The 22,687-nt window shown below is 73.7% G+C and carries 22 protein-coding genes; 13 read left to right on the forward strand and 9 right to left on the reverse strand.

Annotated elements, in window-relative coordinates; translation table 11 throughout:
- Positions 1–270: 270 nt before the first annotated feature.
- Positions 271–1,890, forward strand: coding sequence for a vWA domain-containing protein (locus E5225_RS03220; protein ID WP_135972630.1), 1,620 nt, complete (start codon positions 271–273; stop codon positions 1,888–1,890).
- A 36-nt stretch (positions 1,891–1,926) separates the two neighbouring features.
- Here the strand turns inward: E5225_RS03220 and E5225_RS03225 are convergent, their stop codons facing one another.
- Positions 1,927–2,835, reverse strand: a complete 909-nt coding sequence (locus tag E5225_RS03225) for a 3'-5' exonuclease (RefSeq protein ID WP_243738129.1) — start codon at positions 2,833–2,835, stop codon at positions 1,927–1,929.
- Positions 2,748–3,875 carry a UvrD-helicase domain-containing protein gene (locus E5225_RS17855; RefSeq protein WP_135972632.1) on the reverse strand — a complete coding sequence of 376 codons (1,128 nt, stop codon included), beginning with the start codon at positions 3,873–3,875 and terminating at the stop codon, positions 2,748–2,750. Before E5225_RS17855 ends, E5225_RS03225 begins: the two co-directional genes overlap by 88 nt.
- A gap of 155 nt (positions 3,876–4,030) precedes the next feature.
- Here E5225_RS17855 and E5225_RS03235 point away from each other — a divergent pair, with 155 nt between their 5' ends.
- On the forward strand, positions 4,031–6,004 hold the full coding sequence (locus E5225_RS03235; protein WP_243738126.1) for a BCCT family transporter: 1,974 nt from the start codon (positions 4,031–4,033) through the stop codon (positions 6,002–6,004).
- A gap of 46 nt (positions 6,005–6,050) precedes the next feature.
- Here E5225_RS03235 and E5225_RS03240 read toward each other — a convergent pair whose 3' ends face one another.
- Entirely contained in the window at positions 6,051–6,527 is a 477-nt protein-coding gene (locus E5225_RS03240) for a nitroreductase/quinone reductase family protein (RefSeq protein WP_135972634.1), read from the reverse strand.
- Positions 6,524–7,303, reverse strand: coding sequence for a glucose 1-dehydrogenase (locus E5225_RS03245; protein ID WP_135972635.1), 780 nt, complete (start codon positions 7,301–7,303; stop codon positions 6,524–6,526). The genes E5225_RS03240 and E5225_RS03245 overlap by 4 nt, the downstream gene beginning before the upstream one ends.
- Positions 7,304–7,447: 144 nt before the next feature.
- Between E5225_RS03245 and E5225_RS03250 the strand changes: the two genes are divergently transcribed.
- The 3 genes from E5225_RS03250 to thiD all read left to right on the forward strand — a co-directional run bounded on the left by E5225_RS03250 (position 7,448) and on the right by thiD (position 9,891).
- On the forward strand, positions 7,448–8,086 hold the full coding sequence (locus tag E5225_RS03250; protein ID WP_135972636.1) for a TetR/AcrR family transcriptional regulator: 639 nt from the start codon (positions 7,448–7,450) through the stop codon (positions 8,084–8,086).
- A gap of 114 nt (positions 8,087–8,200) precedes the next feature.
- Positions 8,201–8,968 (forward strand): SDR family NAD(P)-dependent oxidoreductase, encoded by a 768-nt coding sequence (locus tag E5225_RS03255; protein WP_135972637.1) that lies wholly within the window; start codon positions 8,201–8,203, stop codon positions 8,966–8,968.
- Positions 8,969–9,099: 131 nt separating this feature from the next.
- Positions 9,100–9,891, forward strand: a complete 792-nt coding sequence (gene thiD / locus E5225_RS03260) for a bifunctional hydroxymethylpyrimidine kinase/phosphomethylpyrimidine kinase (protein WP_135972638.1) — start codon at positions 9,100–9,102, stop codon at positions 9,889–9,891.
- Positions 9,892–9,959: 68 nt separating this feature from the next.
- Here thiD and E5225_RS03265 read toward each other — a convergent pair whose 3' ends face one another.
- The 3 genes from E5225_RS03265 to E5225_RS03275 all read right to left on the reverse strand — a co-directional run bounded on the left by E5225_RS03265 (position 9,960) and on the right by E5225_RS03275 (position 12,264).
- Entirely contained in the window at positions 9,960–10,328 is a 369-nt protein-coding gene (locus E5225_RS03265; RefSeq protein ID WP_135972639.1) for a type II toxin-antitoxin system VapC family toxin, read from the reverse strand.
- Positions 10,325–10,570, reverse strand: a complete 246-nt coding sequence (locus E5225_RS03270) for an AbrB/MazE/SpoVT family DNA-binding domain-containing protein (protein ID WP_135972640.1) — start codon at positions 10,568–10,570, stop codon at positions 10,325–10,327. Before E5225_RS03270 ends, E5225_RS03265 begins: the two co-directional genes overlap by 4 nt.
- 125 nt (positions 10,571–10,695) lie before the next feature.
- Entirely contained in the window at positions 10,696–12,264 is a 1,569-nt protein-coding gene (locus E5225_RS03275) for a non-reducing end alpha-L-arabinofuranosidase family hydrolase (RefSeq protein WP_135972641.1), read from the reverse strand.
- Between the two features lie 419 nt (positions 12,265–12,683).
- Between E5225_RS03275 and E5225_RS03280 the strand changes: the two genes are divergently transcribed.
- The 3 genes from E5225_RS03280 to E5225_RS03290 all read left to right on the forward strand — a co-directional run bounded on the left by E5225_RS03280 (position 12,684) and on the right by E5225_RS03290 (position 15,596).
- Complete coding sequence (locus E5225_RS03280) at positions 12,684–13,382, forward strand: hypothetical protein (protein ID WP_135972642.1); 699 nt, start codon at positions 12,684–12,686, stop codon at positions 13,380–13,382.
- Between the two features lie 134 nt (positions 13,383–13,516).
- Positions 13,517–14,461, forward strand: a complete 945-nt coding sequence (locus E5225_RS03285; RefSeq protein ID WP_135972643.1) for a DUF808 domain-containing protein — start codon at positions 13,517–13,519, stop codon at positions 14,459–14,461.
- Between the two features lie 136 nt (positions 14,462–14,597).
- Entirely contained in the window at positions 14,598–15,596 is a 999-nt protein-coding gene (locus E5225_RS03290; RefSeq protein ID WP_135972644.1) for an RDD family protein, read from the forward strand.
- Positions 15,597–15,610: 14 nt separating this feature from the next.
- On the opposite strand, the gene E5225_RS03295 is transcribed toward E5225_RS03290, so the two are convergent.
- Both E5225_RS03295 and E5225_RS03300 read right to left on the reverse strand, forming a co-directional pair.
- Entirely contained in the window at positions 15,611–16,027 is a 417-nt protein-coding gene (locus E5225_RS03295) for an NUDIX hydrolase (RefSeq protein ID WP_208012480.1), read from the reverse strand.
- 41 nt (positions 16,028–16,068) lie between these two features.
- Positions 16,069–17,202 carry an epoxide hydrolase family protein gene (locus tag E5225_RS03300; protein WP_243738127.1) on the reverse strand — a complete coding sequence of 378 codons (1,134 nt, stop codon included), beginning with the start codon at positions 17,200–17,202 and terminating at the stop codon, positions 16,069–16,071.
- 175 nt (positions 17,203–17,377) lie between these two features.
- Between E5225_RS03300 and E5225_RS03305 the strand changes: the two genes are divergently transcribed.
- The 5 genes from E5225_RS03305 (at position 17,378) to E5225_RS03325 (ending at position 22,604) form a co-directional block, all read left to right on the forward strand.
- Positions 17,378–18,217 (forward strand): class II glutamine amidotransferase, encoded by an 840-nt coding sequence (locus tag E5225_RS03305; RefSeq protein ID WP_135972646.1) that lies wholly within the window; start codon positions 17,378–17,380, stop codon positions 18,215–18,217.
- A 50-nt stretch (positions 18,218–18,267) separates the two neighbouring features.
- Entirely contained in the window at positions 18,268–19,287 is a 1,020-nt protein-coding gene (locus E5225_RS03310) for a LacI family DNA-binding transcriptional regulator (RefSeq protein ID WP_135972647.1), read from the forward strand.
- A 158-nt stretch (positions 19,288–19,445) separates the two neighbouring features.
- Positions 19,446–20,765: an ABC transporter substrate-binding protein gene (locus E5225_RS03315; protein WP_135972648.1), complete on the forward strand. Its 1,320-nt coding sequence runs from the start codon at positions 19,446–19,448 to the stop codon at positions 20,763–20,765.
- Between the two features lie 38 nt (positions 20,766–20,803).
- Positions 20,804–21,772, forward strand: a complete 969-nt coding sequence (locus E5225_RS03320; protein ID WP_135972649.1) for a carbohydrate ABC transporter permease — start codon at positions 20,804–20,806, stop codon at positions 21,770–21,772.
- Positions 21,765–22,604 (forward strand): carbohydrate ABC transporter permease, encoded by an 840-nt coding sequence (locus tag E5225_RS03325; RefSeq protein WP_135972650.1) that lies wholly within the window; start codon positions 21,765–21,767, stop codon positions 22,602–22,604. The genes E5225_RS03320 and E5225_RS03325 overlap by 8 nt, the downstream gene beginning before the upstream one ends.
- Positions 22,605–22,687 lie beyond the last annotated feature (83 nt).

Below are 22,687 nucleotides of genomic sequence, written 5' to 3' on the forward strand. Positions count from 1 at the left end.
TGTTCCCGTCGACGTCGTGAAATCCGGCACGAATTGCGACCTTTCGTACGGATGCGCCGTCCCGAGAACGGGCCGCCCGGCATTCTGCGCGCGTGCCGCCGGCGCACGCGACCCCTCCCACCTGCGCAGGAGCGCCGACGCGGCGGGCGGGCGTCGGCAATTACGGGCTCGACCGTCGTTATCCGAACGGGACGGTCGCGTGACTGTCCCGTGCTGGTCGCGGTCGGCGCCGCACGCCACGCTTCAGGCCTCGGACAACGGAGGTCACTGATGCGCATCTCGTCGTCGAAGAATCCCCTGGGGGTGGCCGACCGGCGGGCCCGTGCGGCAATTCGCGCACGGGTGCCGCGGCGCGCGCTGGCCGCTGCGGTCGCCGTCGTCCTCGCGGGCGGCGCGCTCGGTGCCTGCAGCGCGGAGGGTGCGGGCGACGCCGGGTACGACCAGGAGGCCGCGTACGACGGCTCCGTCATGACCGAGGAGTGGCGCGACGTCCCCGTGGACGAGCAGGAGGAGTACGACGACTCCCCGGAGCAGCCGTTCCAGGACGTGACCACCAGCCCGCTGTCGACGTTCGCCTCCGACGTCGACACGGCCTCGTACAGCAACCTGCGCCGCCAGCTCCGCGAGGGCGTCGCGCCGCAGGGCGTGCGGATCGAGGAGCTCGTCAACTACTTCGACTACGACTACGCGGCGCCGGAGCCGGGGGCGGCGGACCCGTTCACCGTCGAGGCCCAGGTCGCGGACGCGCCGTGGGCGCCCGACCACCAGCTCGCGATGATCGGGGTGCAGGCCACGGACGCCACGCCCACGAGCCGCGGCAACAACATCGTCTTCCTGCTCGACGTCTCGGGGTCGATGGAGGACCCGAACAAGCTGCCGCTGCTCGCCGACTCCTTCGAGCTGCTGGTCGAGCGGCTCGACGAGGACGACACCGTGTCGATCGTGACCTACGCCGGCAGCGACCAGGTGCTCGCCGACTCCGTGCCCGGCGACCGGCGCGACGAGCTGGTGCGGACCCTGCGCGGGCTGCGCGCGGGCGGGTCGACCGGCGGTGCGTCGGGGCTGGAGACGGCGTACGAGCTGGCGACGAAGAACTTCGTCGAGGGCGGGAACAACCGCGTCGTCCTCGCGACCGACGGCGACTTCAACGTCGGCCCGTCGACCCCCGAGCAGCTCACCGAGCTCATCGAGGAGCACGCCCGCTCGGGGGTCTACATCTCGGTGCTCGGCTTCGGCATGGGCAACCTCAAGGACAACACCATGGAGGCCATCGCGGACCACGGCAACGGCAACTACGCGTACATCGACACCATCGAGGAGGCGCGCAAGGTGCTGGTGCACGAGTTCGACTCGACGATGTTCGTCGTCGCGCAGGACCTCAAGCTCCAGGTCGAGTTCAACCCCGCGACCGTCGCGCAGTACCGGCTGCTGGGCTACGACAACCGGCGCCTGGAGGACGAGGACTTCGCCGACGACACCAAGGACGCCGGCGACGTCGGTGCGGGTCACTCGGTCACCGCGTTCTACGAGCTGGTCCCGACGCAGGGCGAGGCGGACGACGACGGTCTGCGGTACCAGGACGTCGAGGCCGGCGACTCCGACGACTTCTTCACCGTGCACGTGCGCTACAAGCAGCCGGGCGCGGCCGAGAGCACCGAGGTCGTCGTGCCCACGGGTGCCGACGCCTACACCGACGACCCCACCGCCGACTTCCGGTTCGCCTCGGCGGTGGCCGAGTTCGGCCTCGCGGTGTCCGGCTCGGAGCACGCCGAGGGTGCCGACCCGGGACGTGCGCGGGAACGCGCCGAGTCGGCGCTCGGGGAGGACGACTACGGCCTGCGGTCGGAGTTCGTCGACCTCGTCGGGACGTACCTGCGGATCACCGGCTGAGACGTCCGGGCGTCACCCGTCCGGACCGCCGGCTCGTCACAGCGGGATGAGCCGGTGGTCCGGCGTCACGGTCAGCCGGCCGCCCGAGCCGAAGTCCACGGTGACCCGGCCCGCGCGGACGTCGACGACCTTGCCGAGGCCGTGGCGGTCGTGCGTGACCCGCTGACCGGCGGCGAACGCCGCCGCGGGCGCCGACGACGAGGCGCGGGCCGCCGCACGCCGTTCCGGCCCGGAGCGCGTGTGCGCGGCGCGGACGGGCTCCAGCGCGTCGAGGAACGGCGACCGCCGCGCGGGCCGGCCACCCGACCGCCCCGGGCGGCCCGCCGCCCACGTCGCCACCAGGTGCCGGCGTGCCCGCGTCACGGCCACGTACGCGAGGCGCCGCTCCTCGGCCAGCTCGGCCGGCGTCGTCGCGTACACCGACGGCAGCGAGCCGTCGGTCGCGCGGACGAGCAGGCACGCCTCCCACTCCAGGCCCTTGGCTTTGTGGATCGTCGTCACCGTGACGGCACCGCGCCCCGGCGGCGCGTGGTCGTCGGCGGCCCGGCGGTCGAGGTCGGCGGACAGGGCGCGGACCGAGCCGGTCAGGTGCGCCGGCAGCGAGCCGACCAGCGTGCGCAGCGCGTCCAGGGCGTCCCAGCGCTCGCGGGCCGCGCCGGTGCCGTCGGGCGGGCTGTCGGGGTCGTACCCGGCCTCGGTCAGCGCGTGCGCCAGCGCGTCGGCCGCGGGGTCGGCGGGGGACCGGTCCGCGTGCCGGCGCAGCAGCGTGAGCACCTGGCGGACCTCGCGGCGGTCGAAGTAGGGCGACCCGTCACCGGCCACCGCGATGCCGGCGTCGCGCAGCGCCGCGGTCACCTTCACGGCCTGGGAGTTGAACCGGTGCAGGACCGCGACCTCCTCGGCCGGCACGCCTGCGGCCAGCCAGCCGCGGACGGTCGCGACGATCCGCGCGTCCTCGTCGTCCTCGTCCTCGCACCGCACGACCTGCACGGCGGGGCCCTCGCCCAGCATCCCGACCAGCGGCGGCCGGCGGCCTCGGGCCGGCCGGTCATCAGCCGGTTCGCCGCGTCGACGACCTGCGAGGTCGACCGGTAGTCGCGCACCAGGTGGACCGTGACCGCGTGCGGGAACCGGGCCGTGAACCCCTGGAGGAGGGCGGTGTCCGCGCCCTTGAACGCGTACACCGCCTGGCGGGCGTCGCCGACGACGGTGACGTCGTCGCGGGTGCCGAGCCACGCGTCGAGCAGCCGCTGCTGCGCCGGGTCGGTGTCCTGGTACTCGTCCACGACGAACGACCGGTACTGCTCGCGGACCGCCGTCGCGACCTGCTCGTCCTCCTCGAGGAGCCGCGCACAGGACGTCAGCAGGTCCGCGAAGTCCAGGACCCCGGCCGCCCGCTTGGCGGTCTCGTACCGGCGCATCGCCGCCGCGACCGTCGCGAGGGCCATGCCCGGCCGGCGCCCCGCCGGCGTCGCCTGCGCGAGGTACTCGTCGGCCGTGAGGTCGCGGGCGGCGGCCCACGTGAGCTCGGTCGCCAGGTCGGTGACCATGGCGGCGTCCACGTCCCGGGCCGGCGTGCGCAGCGTCGCGCCGAGGGCGCCGCGCAGGTACCGGTAGTAGGCGCCCTTCCCGTCGGCGTCCAGCATCACCGGCCCGTCCCCGGGCAGGCCCGTCGCCCGCCAGAAGTAGCGCAGCTGGCGCAGCGCGGCCGCGTGGAAGGTCCGGGCCTGGACGGTTCCGGCGCCGAGCCGGCCGAGGCGGTCCCGCAGCTCGCCCGCCGCCCGGGTCGAGTGCGTCACCGCGAGCACGACGTGTGCCGGCACGGCACCGGTCACGTGCTGGTACGCGATCCGGTGCGTGAGGGTGCGCGTCTTGCCGGTCCCCGCGCCCGCCGTGACCCGGACCGGTCCGGGCGGGGCGAGGACGGCGGCCGCCTGCTCCTGGTCCAGGCCCGCGAGGACCCGGTCCGCCGCGGCGTCACCCATCCGGTTCGCTCCGTCCGTGTGCTGGTCGACCGGAGGACATCGTGCCTGGTGGCGCCCACATGCCCGGCCCCCGAGCCCCCGGGGACGAGGGCCGCATCCCGTCCGGTAGACTCGATGACCGTTTCTTGACCGGAACGAGAGAGGCAACACCTGCAGTGAGCGACACCGGCACCGGATCCACGGGTGGCACGAGCAGCGAGACCCCCGCCGGGCAGCGTGCCCGCGCCGCCCGGATCCTGCAGGAGGTCACCTCACCGGAGACCCTCGGGAGCCCGCACCCCGCGCTGCTGCCCGGCATCGGCGTGGAGCGGACCCACGGCGCCTTCGGGGTCGACAAGGTCGTGTTCGCCGTCGCCGGGGCCATCGCGCTGGCGGTGATCGCGTGGGGAGTGCTCGCGCCCGCCGGTCTCGCGGACTTCGCGGCCGTGGCCTTCGAGGTCGCGACCGCCGACTTCGGCTGGTTCTTCGGCGTCCTGACGGTCGCCGTGCTCGTCTTCATGATGTGGCTCGGCTTCGGCCGTCACCGGGCGGTCCGCCTCGGGCAGGACGACGAGGAGCCGGAGTTCTCCACGATCTCGTGGGTGGCGATGCTGTTCTCGGCGGGCATCGGGATCGGCCTGCTGTTCTACGGGCCGCTCGAGCCGCTCTCGTTCTTCCTGGACCCGCCGCCCGCGTTCGCCGACGTGGAGCCGGGCAGCGGTCAGGCGATGCACGTCGCGCTCGCCCAGACGCTCTTCCACTGGGGCCCGCCCGCCTGGGCGTACTACGCGCTCGTGGGCGGCGCGGTGGCGTACGCGGCGTACCGCAAGGGCCGCACGCCGCTGATCTCGTCGCTGCTGGAGCCGATCTTCGGCCGGCGCACCGAGGGCCCGCTCGGCAAGGTCGTCGACGTGTTCGCGATCGTCGTGACGCTGTTCGGCACGGCGGTCTCGCTCGGCATCGGTGCGCTGCAGATCGGCCGGGGCGTGGAGATCGTCAGCGGGATCGGCCCGATCGGCAACGGCGCCGTCGTCGCCATCATCGCGGTGCTCGCGGTGGCGTTCATCTTCTCGGCGGTGTCCGGGCTCAAGCGCGGCATCCGGGCGCTGTCCAACATCAACATGGCCGTCGCCGGCCTCCTCGGCATCTTCATCCTCGTCGTGGGGCCGACGGTGCTGCTGCTCAACCTCGTGCCCGGGGCCCTGCTGACCTTCGTGGGCGAGCTGCCCATCCTCATGGGCCAGTCGGCCGCGACGGCGAGCGACGCCCAGGAGTTCATGAGCGCGTGGAGCACCTACTACTGGGCGTGGTGGGTGTCGTGGACGCCCTTCGTCGGCATGTTCATCGCCAAGATCAGCCGCGGTCGCACGCTGCGCGAGTTCGTCACCACCGTCATCGTCGTGCCGACCGTCGTCTGCCTCGTGTGGTTCACGATCCTCGGCGGCACCACGATGTGGCTCGAGGACACCGGTGCCGCCGTCAGCGAGGCGGCGACCGGCCAGGACATGCTGTTCACGGTGCTGCACGAGCTGCCGCTGGGGGCGGTCACCTCGGTCGTCGCGATGGTGTCGATCGTCATCTTCTTCGTCACCAGCGCCGACTCGGCGTCGATCGTCATGGCCAGCCTCTCGGAGCAGGGCAACCCGGCCCCGCGCCGCTGGACCACCGTCGTGTGGGGTGTCGCGCTCGCGACCATCGCGGCGGTCCTGCTCGTCGGGGGTGGGGACATCGCGCTGTCGGGCCTGCAGAGCCTCATGATCGTCTCGGCGCTGCCGTTCGGGCTGGTCCTGATCTTCGTCATGGTGGCCTGGGCGAAGGACCTGGCGCGCGACCCGCTCACGCTGCGGCGGCGGTACGCGCGCGAGGCCCTGGAGCAGGGCGTGCGCGCCGGCATCGAGGAGCACGGCGACGACTTCGTGGTCGGCGTCGTCGCGACGGCCCCGGACGAGGGCGCGGGCTCCTGGCTCGACACGGAGGACCCCGCCCTCAGCGACTGGTACCGGCCGGACGGCGCAGACGCCGAGCCGTCGGCGACTGCGGCCGAGCCGTCGGCGACGCGCGCCGAGCCGTCGGCCGCACCCGCCGAGCCGCCGGCGACTGCCGGCGAGGCGTCGGAGCGCTCCGCGGGGGAGGTCCGGGCCGGCGGGTAGCCCCGCCGCCCCCGGCGGCGGGTGACGGGCACCCGCGGATCCGCGATCACGGCCGACGCGGGAAGCTGATGCGCATCAGCCGGCTCTCGGCCCAGTCCTCGAGCCGGGTCGGCCGGATGGTGCCGGGGTCGTGGGGCTGGTTGAGGTCCGCGACGATCTCCGCCAGCACGGCCTGACGTTCCGCGGCGTCGGTGACCGGCGTGGCATGGGCGGGCAGGTCGGCACGGATCCCGTTCTTGAGGTGGAAGGTGAAGTCGGGTTCGGCGAGCAGGTTCGCGTGCCAGTCGGTCGCCCCACCGCCGGCGCCGCTGCACAGGTAGGTCGCGCCCGCGGCCCGGTAGAAGAAGATCTCGATGCGGCGTGGTCGGCCGGTGCGGCGTCCCCGCGTGGTGATGTCGATGATCCGTTCCCTGCTGCCCGCGGCGGGGGTGATCTCGATGGCACGCCGGACGGGATCGGGCAGGTGCGCCAGAGACGCGTCGCGCACGGAGTCGCCGGCTCCGGTCACGTGCGGCGTGCTCATGCGGTCTCGGCCTGGAGGGCGGGGCCGAGGAGGAGCCCGCCGTCGATGACGTACTCCGACCCGGTGATGAACGCCGCGTCCGACGACGCGAGGAACAGCAGGAGCCGGGTGACGTCGGTCGGCTCCCCGAGTCGGGGGATCGCGAACGGCGCGGGCGAGTAGAAGTCCGCGATCGCCGTGGTGGCGCCGGCCGCCGGCTCGTGGATGAAGGGGGTCGCGATCACGCCGGGGTGGATGGTGTTCACGCGGATGTTGTCGCGGCCGAGCTCGAGCGCCGCCGTCCGGGTGAGTCCCCGCACGGCCCACTTGCTGGCGACGTACGGCGCGTAGTGCGCCGTGCCACCCAGGGCCATGGTCGAGGCGATGTTGACGATGGCTCCCCCCACCGCCCGGCGCAGGGCGGGAGTGGCGACCTTGATCCCGAGGAAGGTCCCCGTGAGGTTGACGTCGAGGATGCGCGACCACGTGGCCGGGTCCGTCTGCTCGATCGGCGCCGGCGGGTTCTGCACGCCGGCGTTGTTGACGAGCACGTTCAGGGCGCCGAAGGCGCTCTCGGCGGCGTGCACGGCGGCGGACCACGAGCTCTCGTCCCGCACGTCGAGGTGGGTGAAGAGAGCACGGGTCCCGAGCTCGTCGACCAGGGCGGCGCCACGTTCGGCGTCGATGCCCCCGATCACCACGTTCGCTCCCTCCGCGTGGAAGGCGCGCACGTGGCTGGAGCCCTGTCCGCCGGTCCCGCCGGTCACGAGCACGGTCTGGTTGTCGAAGCGGGGCATCAGGTGGTCCTTCGGTCCGTGGTGGATGACCGCGATCACCCGTGATGAGCGGCGGCCAGTGGTGAGCCGTGCGACTCACCATCGCCCCGGACACTAGGTCGACGCCGGAGGCGAGTCAAGCCACTCACCTCGTATGCTCGGCCCATGAGCAGCGTCGTGACGACGTACCACCAGCGCGTCGCCCAGGAGAAGCGGGACCTGATCGTCACGGCCGCGACCGCCCTGTTCCTCGAGCTGGGCTACGACCGGACGTCGCTGGCGCGGATCGCCGATCGCGCGGGCGTCTCGCGCGCCACCCTGTTCAAGCAGTTCCCGACCAAGGCCGCCCTGTTCGACGCCATCGTGACCGAGTCCTGGTCGACCGCGGACGACGCGGATCCGCCGCCGGCAGGCGACCTCGTCGACGGGCTCAGCACCATCGGCCGCCGGTACGCCGAGCTGTTGGGCCGCCCCCGGATGACCGACCTGTTCCGGATCGTCATCGCCGAGCTGCCGCGGTTCCCCGAGCTGGCCCACGCGCAGTTCTCGCACGGGAAGATGCCCTACTTCGAGTCCGTGCGCAGGTACCTCCTGGCCGAGCACGAGGCGGGAACGGTGCGGGTCGACGACGTGGACCTCGCAGCCACCCAGTTCCTCGGCATGATCTCCAACTACGTCTTCTGGCCGACGCTCCTCGTGCCGGGCTGGGAGGTGAGCGCCGAACGCGTCGCCGAGGTGGTCGACGAGGCGGTCCGCACCGTCGTCGCCCGGTACGCCGTGACCGGACCAGGGGCGTCCACGTGACCCTGGTCGACACCTTCCGCGAGATCACCGGCTGAACGCGCTCGGCCCCCATCTTCTGCGCGGTGCGGGGCACCGGCGCACGATGGAGGGAGCCGAGCAGGGGGAGGGGTCGTCGTGCAGGGTCTGGGTGAGGGACGCGTCCATCTGATCACGGGCGGGGCGGGCGGGATCGGCCGTGCCACGGCGGAGGTGCTGGCGCGCGCGGGCGGTCGCGTCGTGATCACCGACGTCGACGAGGCGGCAGGGGTGCGCGTGGCCGAGGAGGTCGCGCGCGAGACCGGCGGCGTGACGCGGTTCGACCCGCTGGACGTCGCCGACCCCGACGCCGTCCGCAGCCTGGCGGACCGGCTCGAGGAGGACGGCTGGCCCGTGCACGGGCTCATGGCCAACGCCGGCATCGCGCCGTCGTCACCGGCGACGGACTACTCCGACGAGCTGTGGCGTCGCACGATCGGGATCAACCTCGACGGCGTCTTCTGGTGCTGCCGCGACTTCGGGCGGCGCATGGTCGAGCGCGGTGCGGGGACCGTCGTCATCACGTCGTCCATCGCCGGGTACGGGGTCGTCTCGCCGGAGACGCACGCGGCCTACGGCGCGACGAAGGCGGCGGTAGGGCACCTCGCGGAGCTCCTGGGCGTCGAGTGGGCGAGCACGGGGGTGCGCGTCAACTCGGTCGCACCGGGCTACACGGCGACGCCGATCCTCGACCGCCTGCGCGAGGAGTCGCCCGACACCTACCAGCAGTGGCTCGCGCGCATCCCGACGGGCCGGCTGAACACCCCCGCGGAGATCGCCAACGCCACCGCCTTCCTCATGTCCGACCTGGCCAGCGGCATCACGGGCGCCGTGCTGCGCGTGGACGGCGGGTACGGCGCGCGCTGACGCGCCGGCGGCCCGCGAGCACGTCGCCCGGGCCGGGGAGCGGTCCTGATCCGCGGGCACGGGCGCCCCGCCGTGCTGTCGCCGTGCGAGGCTGTGCAGGTACCAGCAGCACTCGCGACAGGAGCACCCGCGTGGTCGACCTCGCCTATGTGATCGCCGGGTCCGAGGCCACCGGCGGTGCCGGCATCCAGGCGGACCTGAGGACCTTCCAGGCGCTGGGCGCCTTCGGCCTCGGGACGGTGACCTGCGTGGTCTCGTTCGACCCCGCGAACGACTGGGGGCACCGGTTCTTCCCGGTCCCGGCCGACGTGATCGCGGCGCAGATCGAGGCCGCGACGGCCGCGTACGCGCTCGACGTCGTGAAGATCGGCATGCTCGGCACGCCCGCGACCATCGAGGTCGTCGCCGAGGGGCTGCGGTCGCAGCCGTGGCGGCACGTGGTGCTCGACCCGGTGCTCATCTGCAAGGGCCAGGAGCCCGGTGCGGCGCTCGACACCGACAACGCGCTCCGTGAGCACGTCGTGCCGCTCGCGACGGTGGTGACGCCCAACCTGTTCGAGGCCCGGGCGCTGTCCGGCATGGAGACGATCGAGACCGTCGAGCAGCTCACCGAGGCGGCGCGGCGCATCCAGCAGCTCGGCCCGCGCTACGTCGTCGCCAAGGGCGGGGTCGAGCTGCCCGGGGACGACGCCGTGGACGTGCTGGTGGACGGCGACGAGGTCACGGTCCTGGCGACCCCGAAGGTCGGCCGTGCGCGCGTCGCGGGCGCCGGCTGCACGCTGGCGGCCGCGATCACCGCGGAGCTGGCGAAGGGTGCCGAGGTCGGCGCCGCCGTCGCGCGCGCGAAGGAGTTCGTCACCGCCGGCATCGAGCGCCGCGTGGCGGGGCGGGCGCCGTTCGAGGTGGTCCGGCAGGGCGCCTGAGCGCTCGGCCGGGACGCCCGCCGGTGCCCGTGCGGCGGGCGGGCGGCCGGCGTCGGGACCGCGCGCGGTCAGCGGATCAGCCGCACGCGCGGGTCGTCCTTCCACGCCGTGTCGGCGGTGACGACCGTCGCGTCCAGCCGGTCGCCGAGCGCCAGGCAGAACCGGTCGCCGAGGGAGAGCCCCGACCCGCGGACCCACCGGCGGGCGGCCCGCTCCGCGTCGGCCGTCGTCGCGTCGTGGACCGTCAGCCCGTAGCCGGCCAGCAGGGCGGCGGCGACGGGCCAGTCCCCACCCGCCGCGCGCACCTTCTGGGCGGTCTCGGACCAGTTGACGGTGGAGCAGGCGGCGTCGTCGGCGAGCGCCTCCTCGACGGCGTCCGCGCCGGGCTCGCCGCCGAGGAAGGCCAGGAGCGCGGACGCGTCGAGCACGGTCGTCACGCGGCGTCCTCGCGCTGGGCGGCTGCGCGCCGTTCGGTGAGGAGCGCGTCGACGAGGTTCGTGCCGGCCAGCTGCGTCCGCAGGTGGTCACGTGCCTGGTCGCGCGTCATGACGACGAGTCCGCTGCCCGTCTCGACGAGGACCAGCGGCGCGCCCGCGTCGAGCCCGGTGCGCGCCCGGAGCTCGGCGGGGATGACGAGCCGACCGCGGTCGCCCATCGTGATGGCGTACGTCCCACTCATCCATCGAACGTACCATCGGCGGTTCGGCGATGGGATGCGGAGACGGCTCCGCCCCGCGCCGGAACCCCCAGGTGGGGGCCCGGCACGGGGCGGAGGTCGGGGCCGTAGCCCGGCCCGACGCGCGACTACCGCTGGAGCGTCAGCAGGCCCGGCCGGTACGGCAGGCGACCGTAGTCACCACCGGAGCTCGGCGAACGGCCCTGGTAGAGCAGCTGCAGGTTGCACGGGTCGACCGTCATCGTCTGGTCGGCGTTGGTGCGCAGCAGCTCACCGTGGCTGATGTCGTTGGTCCACGTGGCGCCGCTGTTGACCTTGCCGGCGAACGGGTTGTTCTCCGTCGCGGCCTGCGGGGTCCACGAGCCGTTCAGGCTGGTGGCCGTGAACGAGCGGAAGTAGCGGCCCTGCGAGCCGATGGCCTCGACGATCATGAGGTACCGGCTCTGGCCCTGGAGCTTGTAGACCTGGACCGCCTCGAACAGGTTGTTCGTCGTGTCGCTCATGACGATCGTCGACGACGAGCCGAAGCTGCCCGGGAAGTTCCCGATGGGCATGCTGGCCCGGTAGATCTTGCCGTTGTCGCCGGCGAAGAACAGGTACATGTTCTGCCCGTCACCGATGAGCGCCTGGTCGATCGGCCCGGTGCTGGAGCCGGTGATGCTGCCCGAGAACAGCGTCTGGGGCGCCGACCAGCTGTTCACGTTGGTGGGGTTCGTCGACGTCCGGTAGGAGAAGGCGGGCCCGCCCCACTGGTACGCCAGCACCCAGATGCTCTTGGGCGCGAAGTAGAACAGCGACGGCGCGACGGCGCTGAACGGCATCGCGTTCTGGCTGGCCGACGCCATCTGCGACCAGTTCGTGAACAGGCCGAAGTTCATCGAGCCCCAGGACTCGCCGTTGTCGTGCGTCGTGGCGTAGACGAGCTGCTGCCCGTTGTACGGCGCGACCGTGAAGTCCTTGAGCGAGGCCCAGCCCGATCGCGGGGTGGCGAGCACGCCCGAGGACGACCAGCGGTAGGTCGACGGGAGCGAGCAGGTGCCCGTCGGGGGAGGCGTGGTCGGCGACGGCGTGGGTGTCGTGGTGGGCGACGGCGTGGGCGTGGTGGGCGGCGGCGTGGTCCCGCTCCCGACCCGCACGAGCTGCCACTGCTGGTTGTTCCCGCCCCAGCTCGTGTACTGGACGATGTTGGCGCCGTCGGCGGTCGAGGCGCCCTGCACCTCGACGGCCTTGCCGGACTGGCGGCTGACCAGGGTCACGTAGCCGCCGGCGGCGTCCTGGAGCCGGAACTGCTGGTTGGTCTGGTTGCGGTCGGTGTACTGGACGATCGCGGCGCCGTCGGCGGTGGACCAGTTGTAGACGTCGAGCACCTTGCCCGAGAGCCGCGACTTGATCCGGTAGTAGCCGTCCCCGGAGTCGACGAACTGCCACTGCTGCTGGGCGCCGTCGTTGCGGGTCCACTGGGTGATCCGGGCGCCGTCGGCGGTCGAGAGGTTGTACACGTCGAGGGCCTTGCCGCTCCCGCGGTTGACCAGCACGTACGACGCGCTCGGGTCGACGGTCGCCGCGGACGCGGCCGGCGCGGTGGCCAACGAGATCGCGGTCGCCGACAGGGCTGTCGCCGCCGCCACGAGCACGGCGGCCCAGCGTCGACGTCCTCGCACCGGGCTCGCGGCCCCGGGTGCACGTGCTGGTCTCATGCTGCTCTCCTTCGAGTCATCAGAGCGAACCGTCGGCGGCGGTGCCGTCGGTTGGTGCCCAGCGGTGCGGACCACGAGGGTCTGCACCGATGTAGGCGCCGTCGCGGCCGGACTCCGGCCGCGAATTGTGAGCCTTAACATTGCAGCGCCGGACGGGCCCGGATGAAGGGGTTCGCCCGAGGGTTAAACGATTCGGAGCACCCGGACGCGTGCCGGCGCGGCGCGTCGGCCGCGACGACAGCCCCGCCGCGGACGCCCCCTGCTGCCGCGGCGCCCGGCGTCCGGCGCGGAGGGTCGCCCGTCGAGGGCGGCGTGCCGCTACGCCGAACGGGTGCATCGGCCGACCGGCCGGCGGCCCGGAGCGTGCCGGTGGCCACACCCCGGGGCGGGCGCGCGCACCCGTTGCTACGGTCCGCCGCGTGCCCCCCACCACCGCAGGTGTCCGTGACCGCTCCGCGCCCAGGGCCTGGGAGCGCCGTTGGCGTCCCGTCGGCTACCTCGCCGTCGCCCTCGTCTGGTGGGTGCTGACGGCGATCACGCTCACCGCGGTGCTCTACCTGGCCGTGGCGGCGGCGCTCGGTGTGTTCCCGCCGTTGTCGCAGACGCTGCCCGAACAGCTCGCGGACCCGCAGGAGGCCGTCGCGTTCGCGATCTGCGTGCCCCTGCTCGCGGCCCTCTTCGGTCCGCTCTGCTGGTACCTGCCGACGCTCTGCTGGCCGTGCGCCGTGCTCGCGTCCGTCTACGTGCAGCGCAGCCTGCGGCCCGGCTACGCGGACGAGCGGCTGTCGCGGACGGAGCACGCCGTCGGCACGTTCGGGCCCGCGACGGTGACGGCGACGGCGCTGTCGCTGCAGCCGGTGCGCGAGTCACGCGTCACCCGCGCCGTGATGTGCGCCTACGTCTCGGCGTGGTCGCCCCGGGGTCGGCAGCTGCGCGCCACCCTGCCGACCGGTGCGGCGTACCTGCTGTTCTTCGGTGCCCACGCGTGGCCGACGCACGGCGTCGTGCGGTGGCTGCTGGTGGCCGCGTCGGCCGCCCTGCTCGCCGTGAGCGTGGTCGGGGTCGTCCGGGAGACCCGTCGCCGCTTCGCGGCCCCCGCCGTCCCGACCGGCGCCTGAGCCGCCGACGGTCGCAGGCGCCGCGACCGGGCGGGCCCCGTCCGCGGCCGTCGCGAGCACCACCGCCCGCCGACGCCTAGCCTGTCCCCGGCGCACCCGACCGGTCCGCGCCGACGCACGACGGAAGGTGACCCATGCCCGGCGGTCTCGCAGCACTCCTCGACGACGTCGCAGCCCTCGCGAAGATCGCGGCGGCGTCCATCGACGACGTCGGCGCGGCCGCGGGTCGCGCGGGCGCCAAGGCGGCGGGGGTCGTCATCGACGACACGGCGGTGACGCCGCGGTACCTGCACGGCGCGAGCGCCAACCGCGAGCTGCCGATGATCTGGGCGATCGCGCGCGGGTCGCTGCGCAACAAGCTGCTGATCATCCTGCCGGTGGCGCTGCTGCTCAGCCAGTTCCTGCCGTGGCTGCTCACCCCGATCCTCATGCTCGGCGGCACGTACCTCGCGTTCGAGGGCGCCGAGAAGGTGTGGGAGGCGGTCAGCGGCAAGGACGCCGAGAAGGCGCCGGTCACCGCGCCGGAGCAGGGGCCCGAGGCGGAGAAGAAGATGGTGTCCGGCGCGATCCGGACCGACCTGATCCTGTCCGCCGAGATCATGGTCATCTCGCTCAACGAGGTCGCGGACCAGCCCTTCGTCTCCCGGGCGATCACGCTCGCCGTCGTCGCCCTGCTGATCACCGCGCTCGTCTACGGCGTCGTCGCGCTCATCGTGAAGATGGACGACATCGGCCTGCGCCTCGCCAAGACCCGCAGCGGCGCGGTCGCCGGGCTCGGGCGCGGTCTGGTCACCGCGATGCCGAAGGTGATGGCGGTGCTGTCCACGGTCGGCATCGCGGCCATGCTGTGGGTCGGCGGCCACATCCTCCTCGTCGGCGTCGACGAGCTCGGCTGGCACGGGCTGTACGACGTCGTGCACCACCTGGAGGAGGCCGTGCACGGGGTCGCCGGGGTGGGCGGGTTCCTCGCGTGGCTCGTCAACACGCTCGCGTCCGCGCTGATCGGGCTGCTCGTCGGCGCGGTCGTCGCGTTCGTCGTCCACCAGATCCACAAGCGGCGCGCGCACGCCGCGCACTGAGGGGCGCGCGCGACGCCGGGCGCACGTCCCGCCGGCCGGGGGTCAGCCGCGCGCCGCGCGGGCGTGCCGCGCCCACCGCGCTGCTCCCGCCCCGGACCCCTGGTCCGGGCGGGGTGCGGTCTGGGAGCATCCGCCCATGGTCATGACGCTGCCGGCGCCTACGGCGTTCGACCGGGTCGCCGAGACGGAGTACGCGAGCTGGGGGCGCCGCGTCGCCGCGGCGCTCCTCGACAGCGCCGTGCTCGGGGCCGTGGCGTGGTTCGTGGCCGGCGGTGCCGTGGCCGCGCCCTCGCTGCACCCCACGTATTCGATGGCCCAGGCGGCCGGCCTCGAGGCGGGCGTGCAGCCGTGGACGTCCTCCCCGGTCCTCGTCGGGGCGTGGCTCCTCCTGCTCGCGCTGCAGGGGCTGACCGGCCAGACGCCCGGCCGCCGCGTGCTGGACATCGCCGTGGTCCGCGCGCCCGCCGATGGCGGCCCGGTCGGGGGGCCTCCAGGAGTCCTCCGGTCGATCCTGCGATTCTTCGCGCACCTGCTCGACGCGATCCTGCTCGTCGGGTACCTGCGACCGCTGTGGCAGCGCGAACGGGGCACGTTCGCCGACAGCCTGACCGGGACCGTCGTCGTCCGCCGACCGTCACCGCGGCCTGCCGCGCCCGGCACCGCGTGGCGCTCGACCGCCGTCACCGCGGGCGCGTACGTCGCGGTCACGGTGGGCCTGGCCGCGGGCGTGAGCATCGGGCAGAGCGCCGGCGTGGAGCGGGGCGCCGACGCGGTGTGCGCGCTCGCCCCGCAGGACCCCGACGCCCCCGTGCGGGTGGGGGACGTGCTGCTCGTCCGCGAGACCGAGTGGCGCGCCGACCGGCGGCTGTGGCCGTGGGCGGACGAGCAGCGGCGCGTGGAGCGCCGGCGGCTGTCCCTCGAGGCGACGTGGAGCGTGCAGGGGGCGTCCGTCCCGGGCGGGACCCTCCTGCTGCGCACGACCACCGAGAGCACCGCCGACAACGAGGTGCCCGTCGACGCTGGCTGGGCGTCCGTCCCTGTCGAGCGGGCCACGGGCGGCGTCGTCGACGTCGAGGTCCTGTCCGGCGGCCGGCCGCTGACGTCGTGCTCCGCGGCGGTCCCGGCAGGGGGCTGAGGGCCCGCGGCGCCTCAGCCGGCCGCGCGCGCGAGCGCCGGGAGCACGTGCTCCGCGAGCAGGGGGGCGAGGTCGTCGGGGAGCGGGCCGGCGGGGTCGAGCCAGCGCAGCTCCTCGATCTCACCGGCGGGTGCGACGGCGTGCACGCCGGGGTGCTCGAAGACGGTGCCGACGACCTCCTGCCCGGCCTCGTTCGCCGCGGCCGCCCGGTACGTCCCGAGCTCGCGCAGGTGCTCGAGGTCCAGCGTCGCCCCGACCTCCTCGGCGGCCTCCCGCACCGCGGTCTGCGCGGGCGACTCCCCGGGCTCCGGCTTGCCGCCGGGCAGCATGAACCGGTGCGTGCCGCGCTTGCGGACGGTCAGCACGGAGCCGGCCGCGTCGCGCAGCACCACGGCGCTGACGCGGATCACGTGCTGGTCGGAGGTGGTCACCGCGGCATCGTACGGTCGTCCCGCGGCGGTCTCCCGGCGCCTCAGCCGATCGCGCGCCGCGTCGCCCGCAGCTCGGCGGCGAACAGCGCGGGCTGCTCCCAGGCGGCGAAGTGCCCGCCCCGGGGCGGCTCCCCCCAGTGCACGATCCGGGTGAAGCGGCGCTCGGCCCACCGGCGGGACGGGCGCGGCACCTCGGCGGGGAACACGCTGCACCCGGTCGGGACGTCGACGGCCTCCCCGGTGCCCGACGTGAACCACGCGCTGACCTCGCCGATGCTCTCCCAGTACAGCCGGGCGGAGGACGCGCCGGTCGCGGTGAGCCAGTACAGGCTCAGGTCGTCGAGCACCTGGTCCAGCCGCAGGCCGCCCGCGGTCCGGTCCGACCACAGCCAGAGCTTCTCGCCGACCCACGCGGCCAGCGCGGCGGGGGAGTCGCAGAGCCCGTACCCCAGCGTCTGCGGGCGCGTGCGGTGCACCTCCGAGTACGCCGACCCCGTGGCGGTGCGCTCGTCGAGGTCGGCGAGCGCACGGCGCTCGGCGTCGGTGCGGGGCGACGCGCCACGGTCCGGCGCCGCCAGCGGGGGGACGAGGTGCAGGCCCACCAGCCGCTCCGGGTGCTGCAGCGCGATCGACGTCGAGATGCTCGTCCCCCAGTCGGAGCCGGCGGCGAGGAAGCGCGGGTACCCGAGCCGCGTCATGAGCGCGCACCACGCCCGGGCGATCCGGTGGACGTCCCAGCCGGTGGTGGTCGGGCGCGCGCTGAACCCGTACCCGGGCACCGACGGGACCACGACGTGGAACGCCGGGTCACCGGCGGGCGGGTGGGTGAGGAGCGGGAGGCACTCCTCGAACTCGAGGAACGACCCCGGCCACCCGTGCGTGAGCACGAGCGGCGTCGCGTCGGGGCGCGCCGAGCGGGCGTGCAGCGCGTGCACGCGCACGCCGTCGACCTCGGTGACGACCTGCGGCACGCGGTTCAGGCGCTGCTCGGTCGCCCGCCAGTCGTGCTCGTGACGCCACGAGCGGCACCACGCGCGCACCACGTCGAGCGGGACGCCCTGGCTCCAGCCGCCGACGGGCTCGCGGTCCGGCCAGCGCGTGCGGTCGAGTCGCTCGTGCAGGTCGTCGAGGTCGCCCTGCGGCACCTCGACCCGGACGTCCTCGACCTCGTCCACCGCACCTCCTGGTCCCGTCGTCCACGTGCTGTCCGAGGATCGCGGCCCGCGGCGGCGAGCGGAAGGGGTACGCGGCCGCGCCGCCGGCGCGCGCCGCTCCCGGTGGCGCGTCGCCGCGCCGGTCGTAACGTGAGGAGGGCGACAGCGCCCGCCGGCGCACGGTGAGGGGGCCGACATGTGCCGATGGCTGGCGTACTCCGGGGCGCCGGTGACGCTCGACGACCTGCTCTACAAGCCGCCCGAGTCGCTCGTCGTGCAGAGCCTGCACAGCCGCCTCGGGGCGGAGACGACCAACGGCGACGGGTTCGGCGTCGGCTGGTACGACGGCCACGCACCCGAGCCGGGCCTGTTCCGCAGCACCCAGCCCGCCTGGGGCGACCGGAACCTGCGCGAGCTGTCCCGGCACGTGCGCTCCGGGACCTTCTTCGCGCACGTGCGGGCGACGAGCGGCAGCGCGGTCCAGCAGAGCAACTGCCACCCGTTCCGGCACGACCGGTGGCTGTTCATGCACAACGGCGCGGTGCACGGGTTCCCGGCCCTGCGCAGGGACCTGCAGCTCGCGGTCGACCCGGCGCTCTTCCCGCTGATCGAGGGCACCACCGACACGGAGACGCTGTTCCACCTGGCCCTCACGTACGGCCTCACGGACGACCCGCCCGCCGCGATGGCCGCCGCCGTGGGCCTGGTCGAGCAGGTCGGACGCCGGCACGGTGTGGACGCCCCGTTCCAGGGCACGCTGGCCACCACGGACGGGGTCCGGATGTGGGCGGTCCGGCACGCGAGCGCCGGCCCCGCGCGCACGCTGTTCCGCAACGCCGACCTCACCGTGCTCAAGGAGCACTACCCGGACAACCCCGTGCTCGCGGACCTGTCCGACGACACCCGCCTCATCGTCTCCGAGCCGCTGGGCGACCTGCGGGGCGCGTGGCTCGAGGTGCCGCCGAGCACCTGCGTGGTCGTCGACGGCCGGGACGAGGAGCTGCGTCCCTTCGTGCCGCGCGCGCCGGCGGCCTGACCGGCCGGGCGCGGGCGGGCGGGTCCACCCCCCGCACTAGGATCGCCCCCATGGCCGCCCGTGTGACCATCGGCGACCTCGCGCAGCGGCTCGGGCTCTCGAAGGCCTCCGTGTCGTACGCCCTGAACGGGCAGCCGGGGGTGAGCGCGCAGACCCGCGCGCGGGTCCTCGCCCTCGCGCGGGAGCTGCAGTGGTACCCCAGCTCGTCGGCGCGGGTGCTCTCCGGTGCGCGGACGGGGGTGGTGGGCCTGGTGCTGTCGCGCGACCCGGACCTGCTCGGCACGGAGCCGTACTACATGCTCGTCCTGTCGGGCATCGAGTCGGCGCTGATCGACGCGGAGTACGGCCTGCTGCTGCGCATGGTCGGCACGGAGCCCGGGCGCGACCTCGCCGTCTACGAGCGGTGGGCGGGCGAGGGCCGGGTGGACGGCGTGATGCTGTTCGACCAGCGCCGGGACGACCCGCGCATCCCGCTCGTGCGGCACCTCGGGCTGCCGGCGGTGCTGAACGGCGCGGCGGAGCCGGGTTCGGTGCTGCGCGCCGTCGTCCCGGACGAGCGCGGCGACGCCGACCAGGTCGTCGAGCACCTGCGGGGCCTCGGCCACCGGCGGGTCGCGCACCTGACCGGCCCGTCCGGGCTGCTGCACGAGGAGCGCCGGGACGCGCTCGTCCGGGCGGCGGCGGCCCGCGCCGGCATGGTCGTCGAGACGGTCGAGGGCGACTACACGATGGCGACCGCCCACCGGCTGGTGGCGGACCGGCTGCGGGGCCCGGCCGGGCCCACGGCGTGGATCGCCTCGAACGACGTGATGGCGCTCGGAGCCGTCCGGGCCGCGGCGCAGGAGGGCGTGGACGTGCCGGGGCGGGTGTCCGTCGTGAGCTGGGACGACTCGCTGCTGTGCGAGATCGGCGCGCCGCCGGTGACGGCGCTGGACCGGCACCCGCGAGACTTCGGCCGCCGCTGCGCGCGGGCGCTGCTGCAGGAGATCGCCGGCGTCCCGGACGACGGCGCGCCCCCGCCGGCGAGCCGGCTCCGCGTGCGCGCGAGCACGGGGCCCGCCGCGGCCTGACGTCGGCGCCGCGAGCCGCGCGGCTGTCGTACGCCCACTGACTGGTGTCACGACTTCGGCGCAAGGGGTTCCCGATCGGCCTAACGCATGGGTAGTTTGTCCCCGCGAACTGAACCGGTTAGGTAACGCCGCCGCCGGCACTCGACAAGGGAGTCCCAGTGAAGCTTCGCCACCTCACGGTCGTGTCCGTCGTCCCCGTCCTGCTCCTCGCGGCCTGCTCCGGCGGCGGCAGCGGCGGCTCGGAGTCCGCCGGCGGTGACGGGGACGTCACCCTCACCTACTGGGCCAGCAACCAGGGCACCAGCCTCGACCACGACAAGGAGGTCCTGACGCCGGTGCTGGAGGAGTTCACCGAGCAGACGGGCGTCGGCGTCGACCTGGAGGTCATCGGCTGGAGCGACCTGCAGACCCGCATCCAGACGGCGGTCACGTCGGGCCAGGCGCCCGACGTCGTCAACATCGGCAACACCTGGGCCGTCTCCCTGCAGGCCACGGGGGCCTTCCTGCCCTTCGACGACGCGGCGATGGAGGCGATCGGCGGGGCCGACAAGTTCGTCGGGGCCGCGCTCGCCACGGGCGGCGCGGAGGGCACCGACCCGACGTCCGTGCCGCTGTACGGGCTGGCGTACGGGCTCTACTACAACAAGGCGATGTTCGAGGAGGCCGGCCTGCAGCCGCCCACCACGTGGGAGGAGATGGTCACCGCCGCGCAGGCGCTGACCGACCCGGCCGCCGGGGTGCACGGCATGGCGCTGGCCGCCGGAAGCTACACGGAGAACAACCACTTCGCGTTCATCAACGCCACGCAGAACGGCGCGGAGCTCTTCGACGACGAGGGCAACCCGACCTTCACCGAGGACGGCGTGGTCGAGGGCATCGTGCGCTACCTCGACCTCATGCAGACCGACGCCGTGGCCGACCCCGGCAACGCGCAGTACGACAACGCGTCGCTCGCCGTCGCCGACTTCGCCACCGGCAAGGCCGCGATGATCCTCAACCAGAACAACGCCAACGCGACCATCGAGGCGAACGGCATGGCGCCCGACGCGTACGGCGTCGTCCCGTTCCCGGCCCCCGCGGACGCCGAGAGCGACGTCGCCAGCCACGTGGCCGGCATCAACCTCTCGGTCTTCGGCAACACCGAGCACCCCGACGAGGCGCTCCAGCTCGTCGAGCACATGACCAGCGAGGAGGTCCAGACCACGCTCGGCCGGCCGTTCTCCTCGCTGCCCGTGCTGCGGGACGCCGAGGCGGTGTTCACCGACGACGCCGAGCTCGCCGAGACGTTCACCCAGATCTACAACGAGCGCTCGGCGCCCCTGCCGCTCGTCCCCGCGGAGGACCAGTTCGAGACGACCGTCGGCCAGGCGATGAACACGATGTTCGCCACGATCGCGACGGGCGGCACGGTCACCGCGGACGACGTCCGCGAGGCCATGCAGACCGCACAGGACCAGGTGCAGGCCTCGGTCGGCTGACGCACACGGCCCGCCCCCACCGCGCGCGAGGAGACGCCGTGGCCACGACCACCTCCACCGCCCCGCCCGTGCCCGCGGCCCGTACCGTGCCCGCACGCCGCTCCCGCAGGAGCGGCTGGTGGCTGCCGTACGCGCTGCTGGCACCGGCGGTGCTGCTCGAGCTGCTCATCCACCTGGTGCCGATGCTCACCGGCATCTGGATGAGCTTCACCCAGCTCACCCGCTTCTTCATCCGGGACTGGACGTCGGCCCCGTTCGTGGGGCTGCGCAACTACCAGGTCGCGCTCGACTTCGACGGTGCGGTCGGGCGGTCGCTGCTCAGCTCCTTCGCGATCACGTGCGCGTACACGGTGATCGTCGTGGGGGCGGCGTGGGCGCTCGGCATGGCGGCCGCCGTCGCGCTGCAGCGGCCGTTCCGCAGCCGCGCGGTGTTCCGCACGCTGTTCCTCGTGCCGTACGCGCTGCCGGTGTACGCCGGCATCGTCACGTGGAACTTCATGCTCCAGCGCGACACGGGGGTCATCAACCACCTGCTCGTCGAGGACCTCGGCCTGCTCGAGGACCGGCCCTTCTGGCTCATCGGCGGGCACGCGTTCGCGTCGATCGTCATCGTCGCGATCTGGCGCCTGTGGCCGTTCGCGTTCCTCATGCTGACGGCCGGCCTGCAGTCCGTGCCGGACGACGTCTACGAGGCCGCCGCGATGGACGGGGCGCACGCGTTCCGGTCGTGGTGGTCGATCACGCTGCCGATGCTGCGGCCCGTCAACACGGTGCTCGTGCTCGTGATGTTCCTGTGGGTGTTCAACGACTTCAACACCCCGTACGTGCTGTTCGGCACGTCGCAGCCGGCCGCGGGCGACCTCATCTCGTTCCACATCTACAACGCGTCGTTCCTCACCTGGAACTTCGGTGCCGGTGCGGCGATGTCCGTCCTGCTGCTGCTGTTCCTGCTGCTCGTGACGAGCGTCTACCTCGTCACCCTGAACCGGAGGTCGCGCCGTGCATGACACCCGGGCGTTCCAGGCGTTCCGCGCGGTCGTCGTCGTGGTGCTCACAGCGATGACGGCGCTGCCGCTCTACATCATGGTGACGTCGTCGCTGAAGCCGCTGCAGGACGTGCGGGGGGCGTTCTCCTGGTGGCCCAGCAACCTGACGTTCCAGCCGTTCGTCGACATGTGGACGACCGTGCCGCTCGCGCGGTACTTCGTGAACAGCCTGATCGTCTCGAGCGCCGCGACGCTGGCGAGCCTCACGATCGCGGTGTTCGCGTCCTACGCGGTGTCCCGGTACCGCTTCCGGGGGCGGACGGCGTTCACGACCACGGTGCTGTCGACGCAGATGTTCCCCGGCGTGCTGTTCCTGCTGCCGCTGTTCATCATCTTCGTCAACATCGAGCAGTCGACCGGCTTCCAGTTCGTCGGGACCCGGATCGGCCTGAGCATCACGTACCTGACGTTCTCGTTGCCGTTCTCCATCTGGATGCTGTCGGGGTACCTCGACAACATCCCGCAGGAGCTCGACGAGGCGGCGCGGGTCGACGGCTGCTCGCCGATCGGCGCGCTGCTGCGCGTCGTGCTGCCCGCCGCCCGCCCCGGCGTCATCGCGGTCGCGATCTACGCGTTCATGACGGCGTGGGGCGAGGTGCTGTTCGCCTCCGTGATGACCACGGAGGAGAACCGCACGCTCGCCGTCGGCATCCGGCAGTACTCGACCCAGACGAACGTGTACTGGAACGAGATCATGGCGGCCTCGCTCGTCGTCAGCATCCCCGTCGTCATCGGCTTCCTGCTGCTGCAGCGGCACTTCGTCGCCGGCCTCACGGCGGGCGCCGTGAAGTGAGCCCGGCGACGCCCCGCCCCACCCGGCGGCCGGGGCGGGGCGTCGCTAGGGTCGGGGGCGAACCGCTCCCGGGACGATGAGGT

It is taken from the genome of Cellulomonas shaoxiangyii, assembly GCF_004798685.1.
Classification (GTDB): Bacteria; Actinomycetota; Actinomycetes; order Actinomycetales; family Cellulomonadaceae; genus Cellulomonas; species Cellulomonas shaoxiangyii.

Excerpts from the sequence above, each read along its gene's own strand:
- E5225_RS17855 (WP_135972632.1), bottom strand. The coding sequence starts at position 3,875 with ATGGGTGACGCCGCGGCGGACCGGGTCCTCGCGGGCCTGGACCAGGAG.
- E5225_RS03310 (WP_135972647.1), top strand. The coding sequence starts at position 18,268 with ATGGCCGCCCGTGTGACCATCGGCGACCTCGCGCAGCGGCTCGGGCTC.
- E5225_RS03275 (WP_135972641.1), bottom strand. The coding sequence starts at position 12,264 with ATGAGACCAGCACGTGCACCCGGGGCCGCGAGCCCGGTGCGAGGACGT.
- E5225_RS03250 (WP_135972636.1), top strand. The coding sequence starts at position 7,448 with ATGAGCAGCGTCGTGACGACGTACCACCAGCGCGTCGCCCAGGAGAAG.
- E5225_RS03305 (WP_135972646.1), top strand. The coding sequence starts at position 17,378 with ATGTGCCGATGGCTGGCGTACTCCGGGGCGCCGGTGACGCTCGACGAC.
- E5225_RS03245 (WP_135972635.1), bottom strand. The coding sequence starts at position 7,303 with ATGCCCCGCTTCGACAACCAGACCGTGCTCGTGACCGGCGGGACCGGC.
- E5225_RS03270 (WP_135972640.1), bottom strand. The coding sequence starts at position 10,570 with ATGAGTGGGACGTACGCCATCACGATGGGCGACCGCGGTCGGCTCGTC.
- E5225_RS03285 (WP_135972643.1), top strand. The coding sequence starts at position 13,517 with ATGCCCGGCGGTCTCGCAGCACTCCTCGACGACGTCGCAGCCCTCGCG.
- E5225_RS03290 (WP_135972644.1), top strand. The coding sequence starts at position 14,598 with ATGGTCATGACGCTGCCGGCGCCTACGGCGTTCGACCGGGTCGCCGAG.
- E5225_RS03220 (WP_135972630.1), top strand. The coding sequence starts at position 271 with ATGCGCATCTCGTCGTCGAAGAATCCCCTGGGGGTGGCCGACCGGCGG.
- E5225_RS03240 (WP_135972634.1), bottom strand. The coding sequence starts at position 6,527 with ATGAGCACGCCGCACGTGACCGGAGCCGGCGACTCCGTGCGCGACGCG.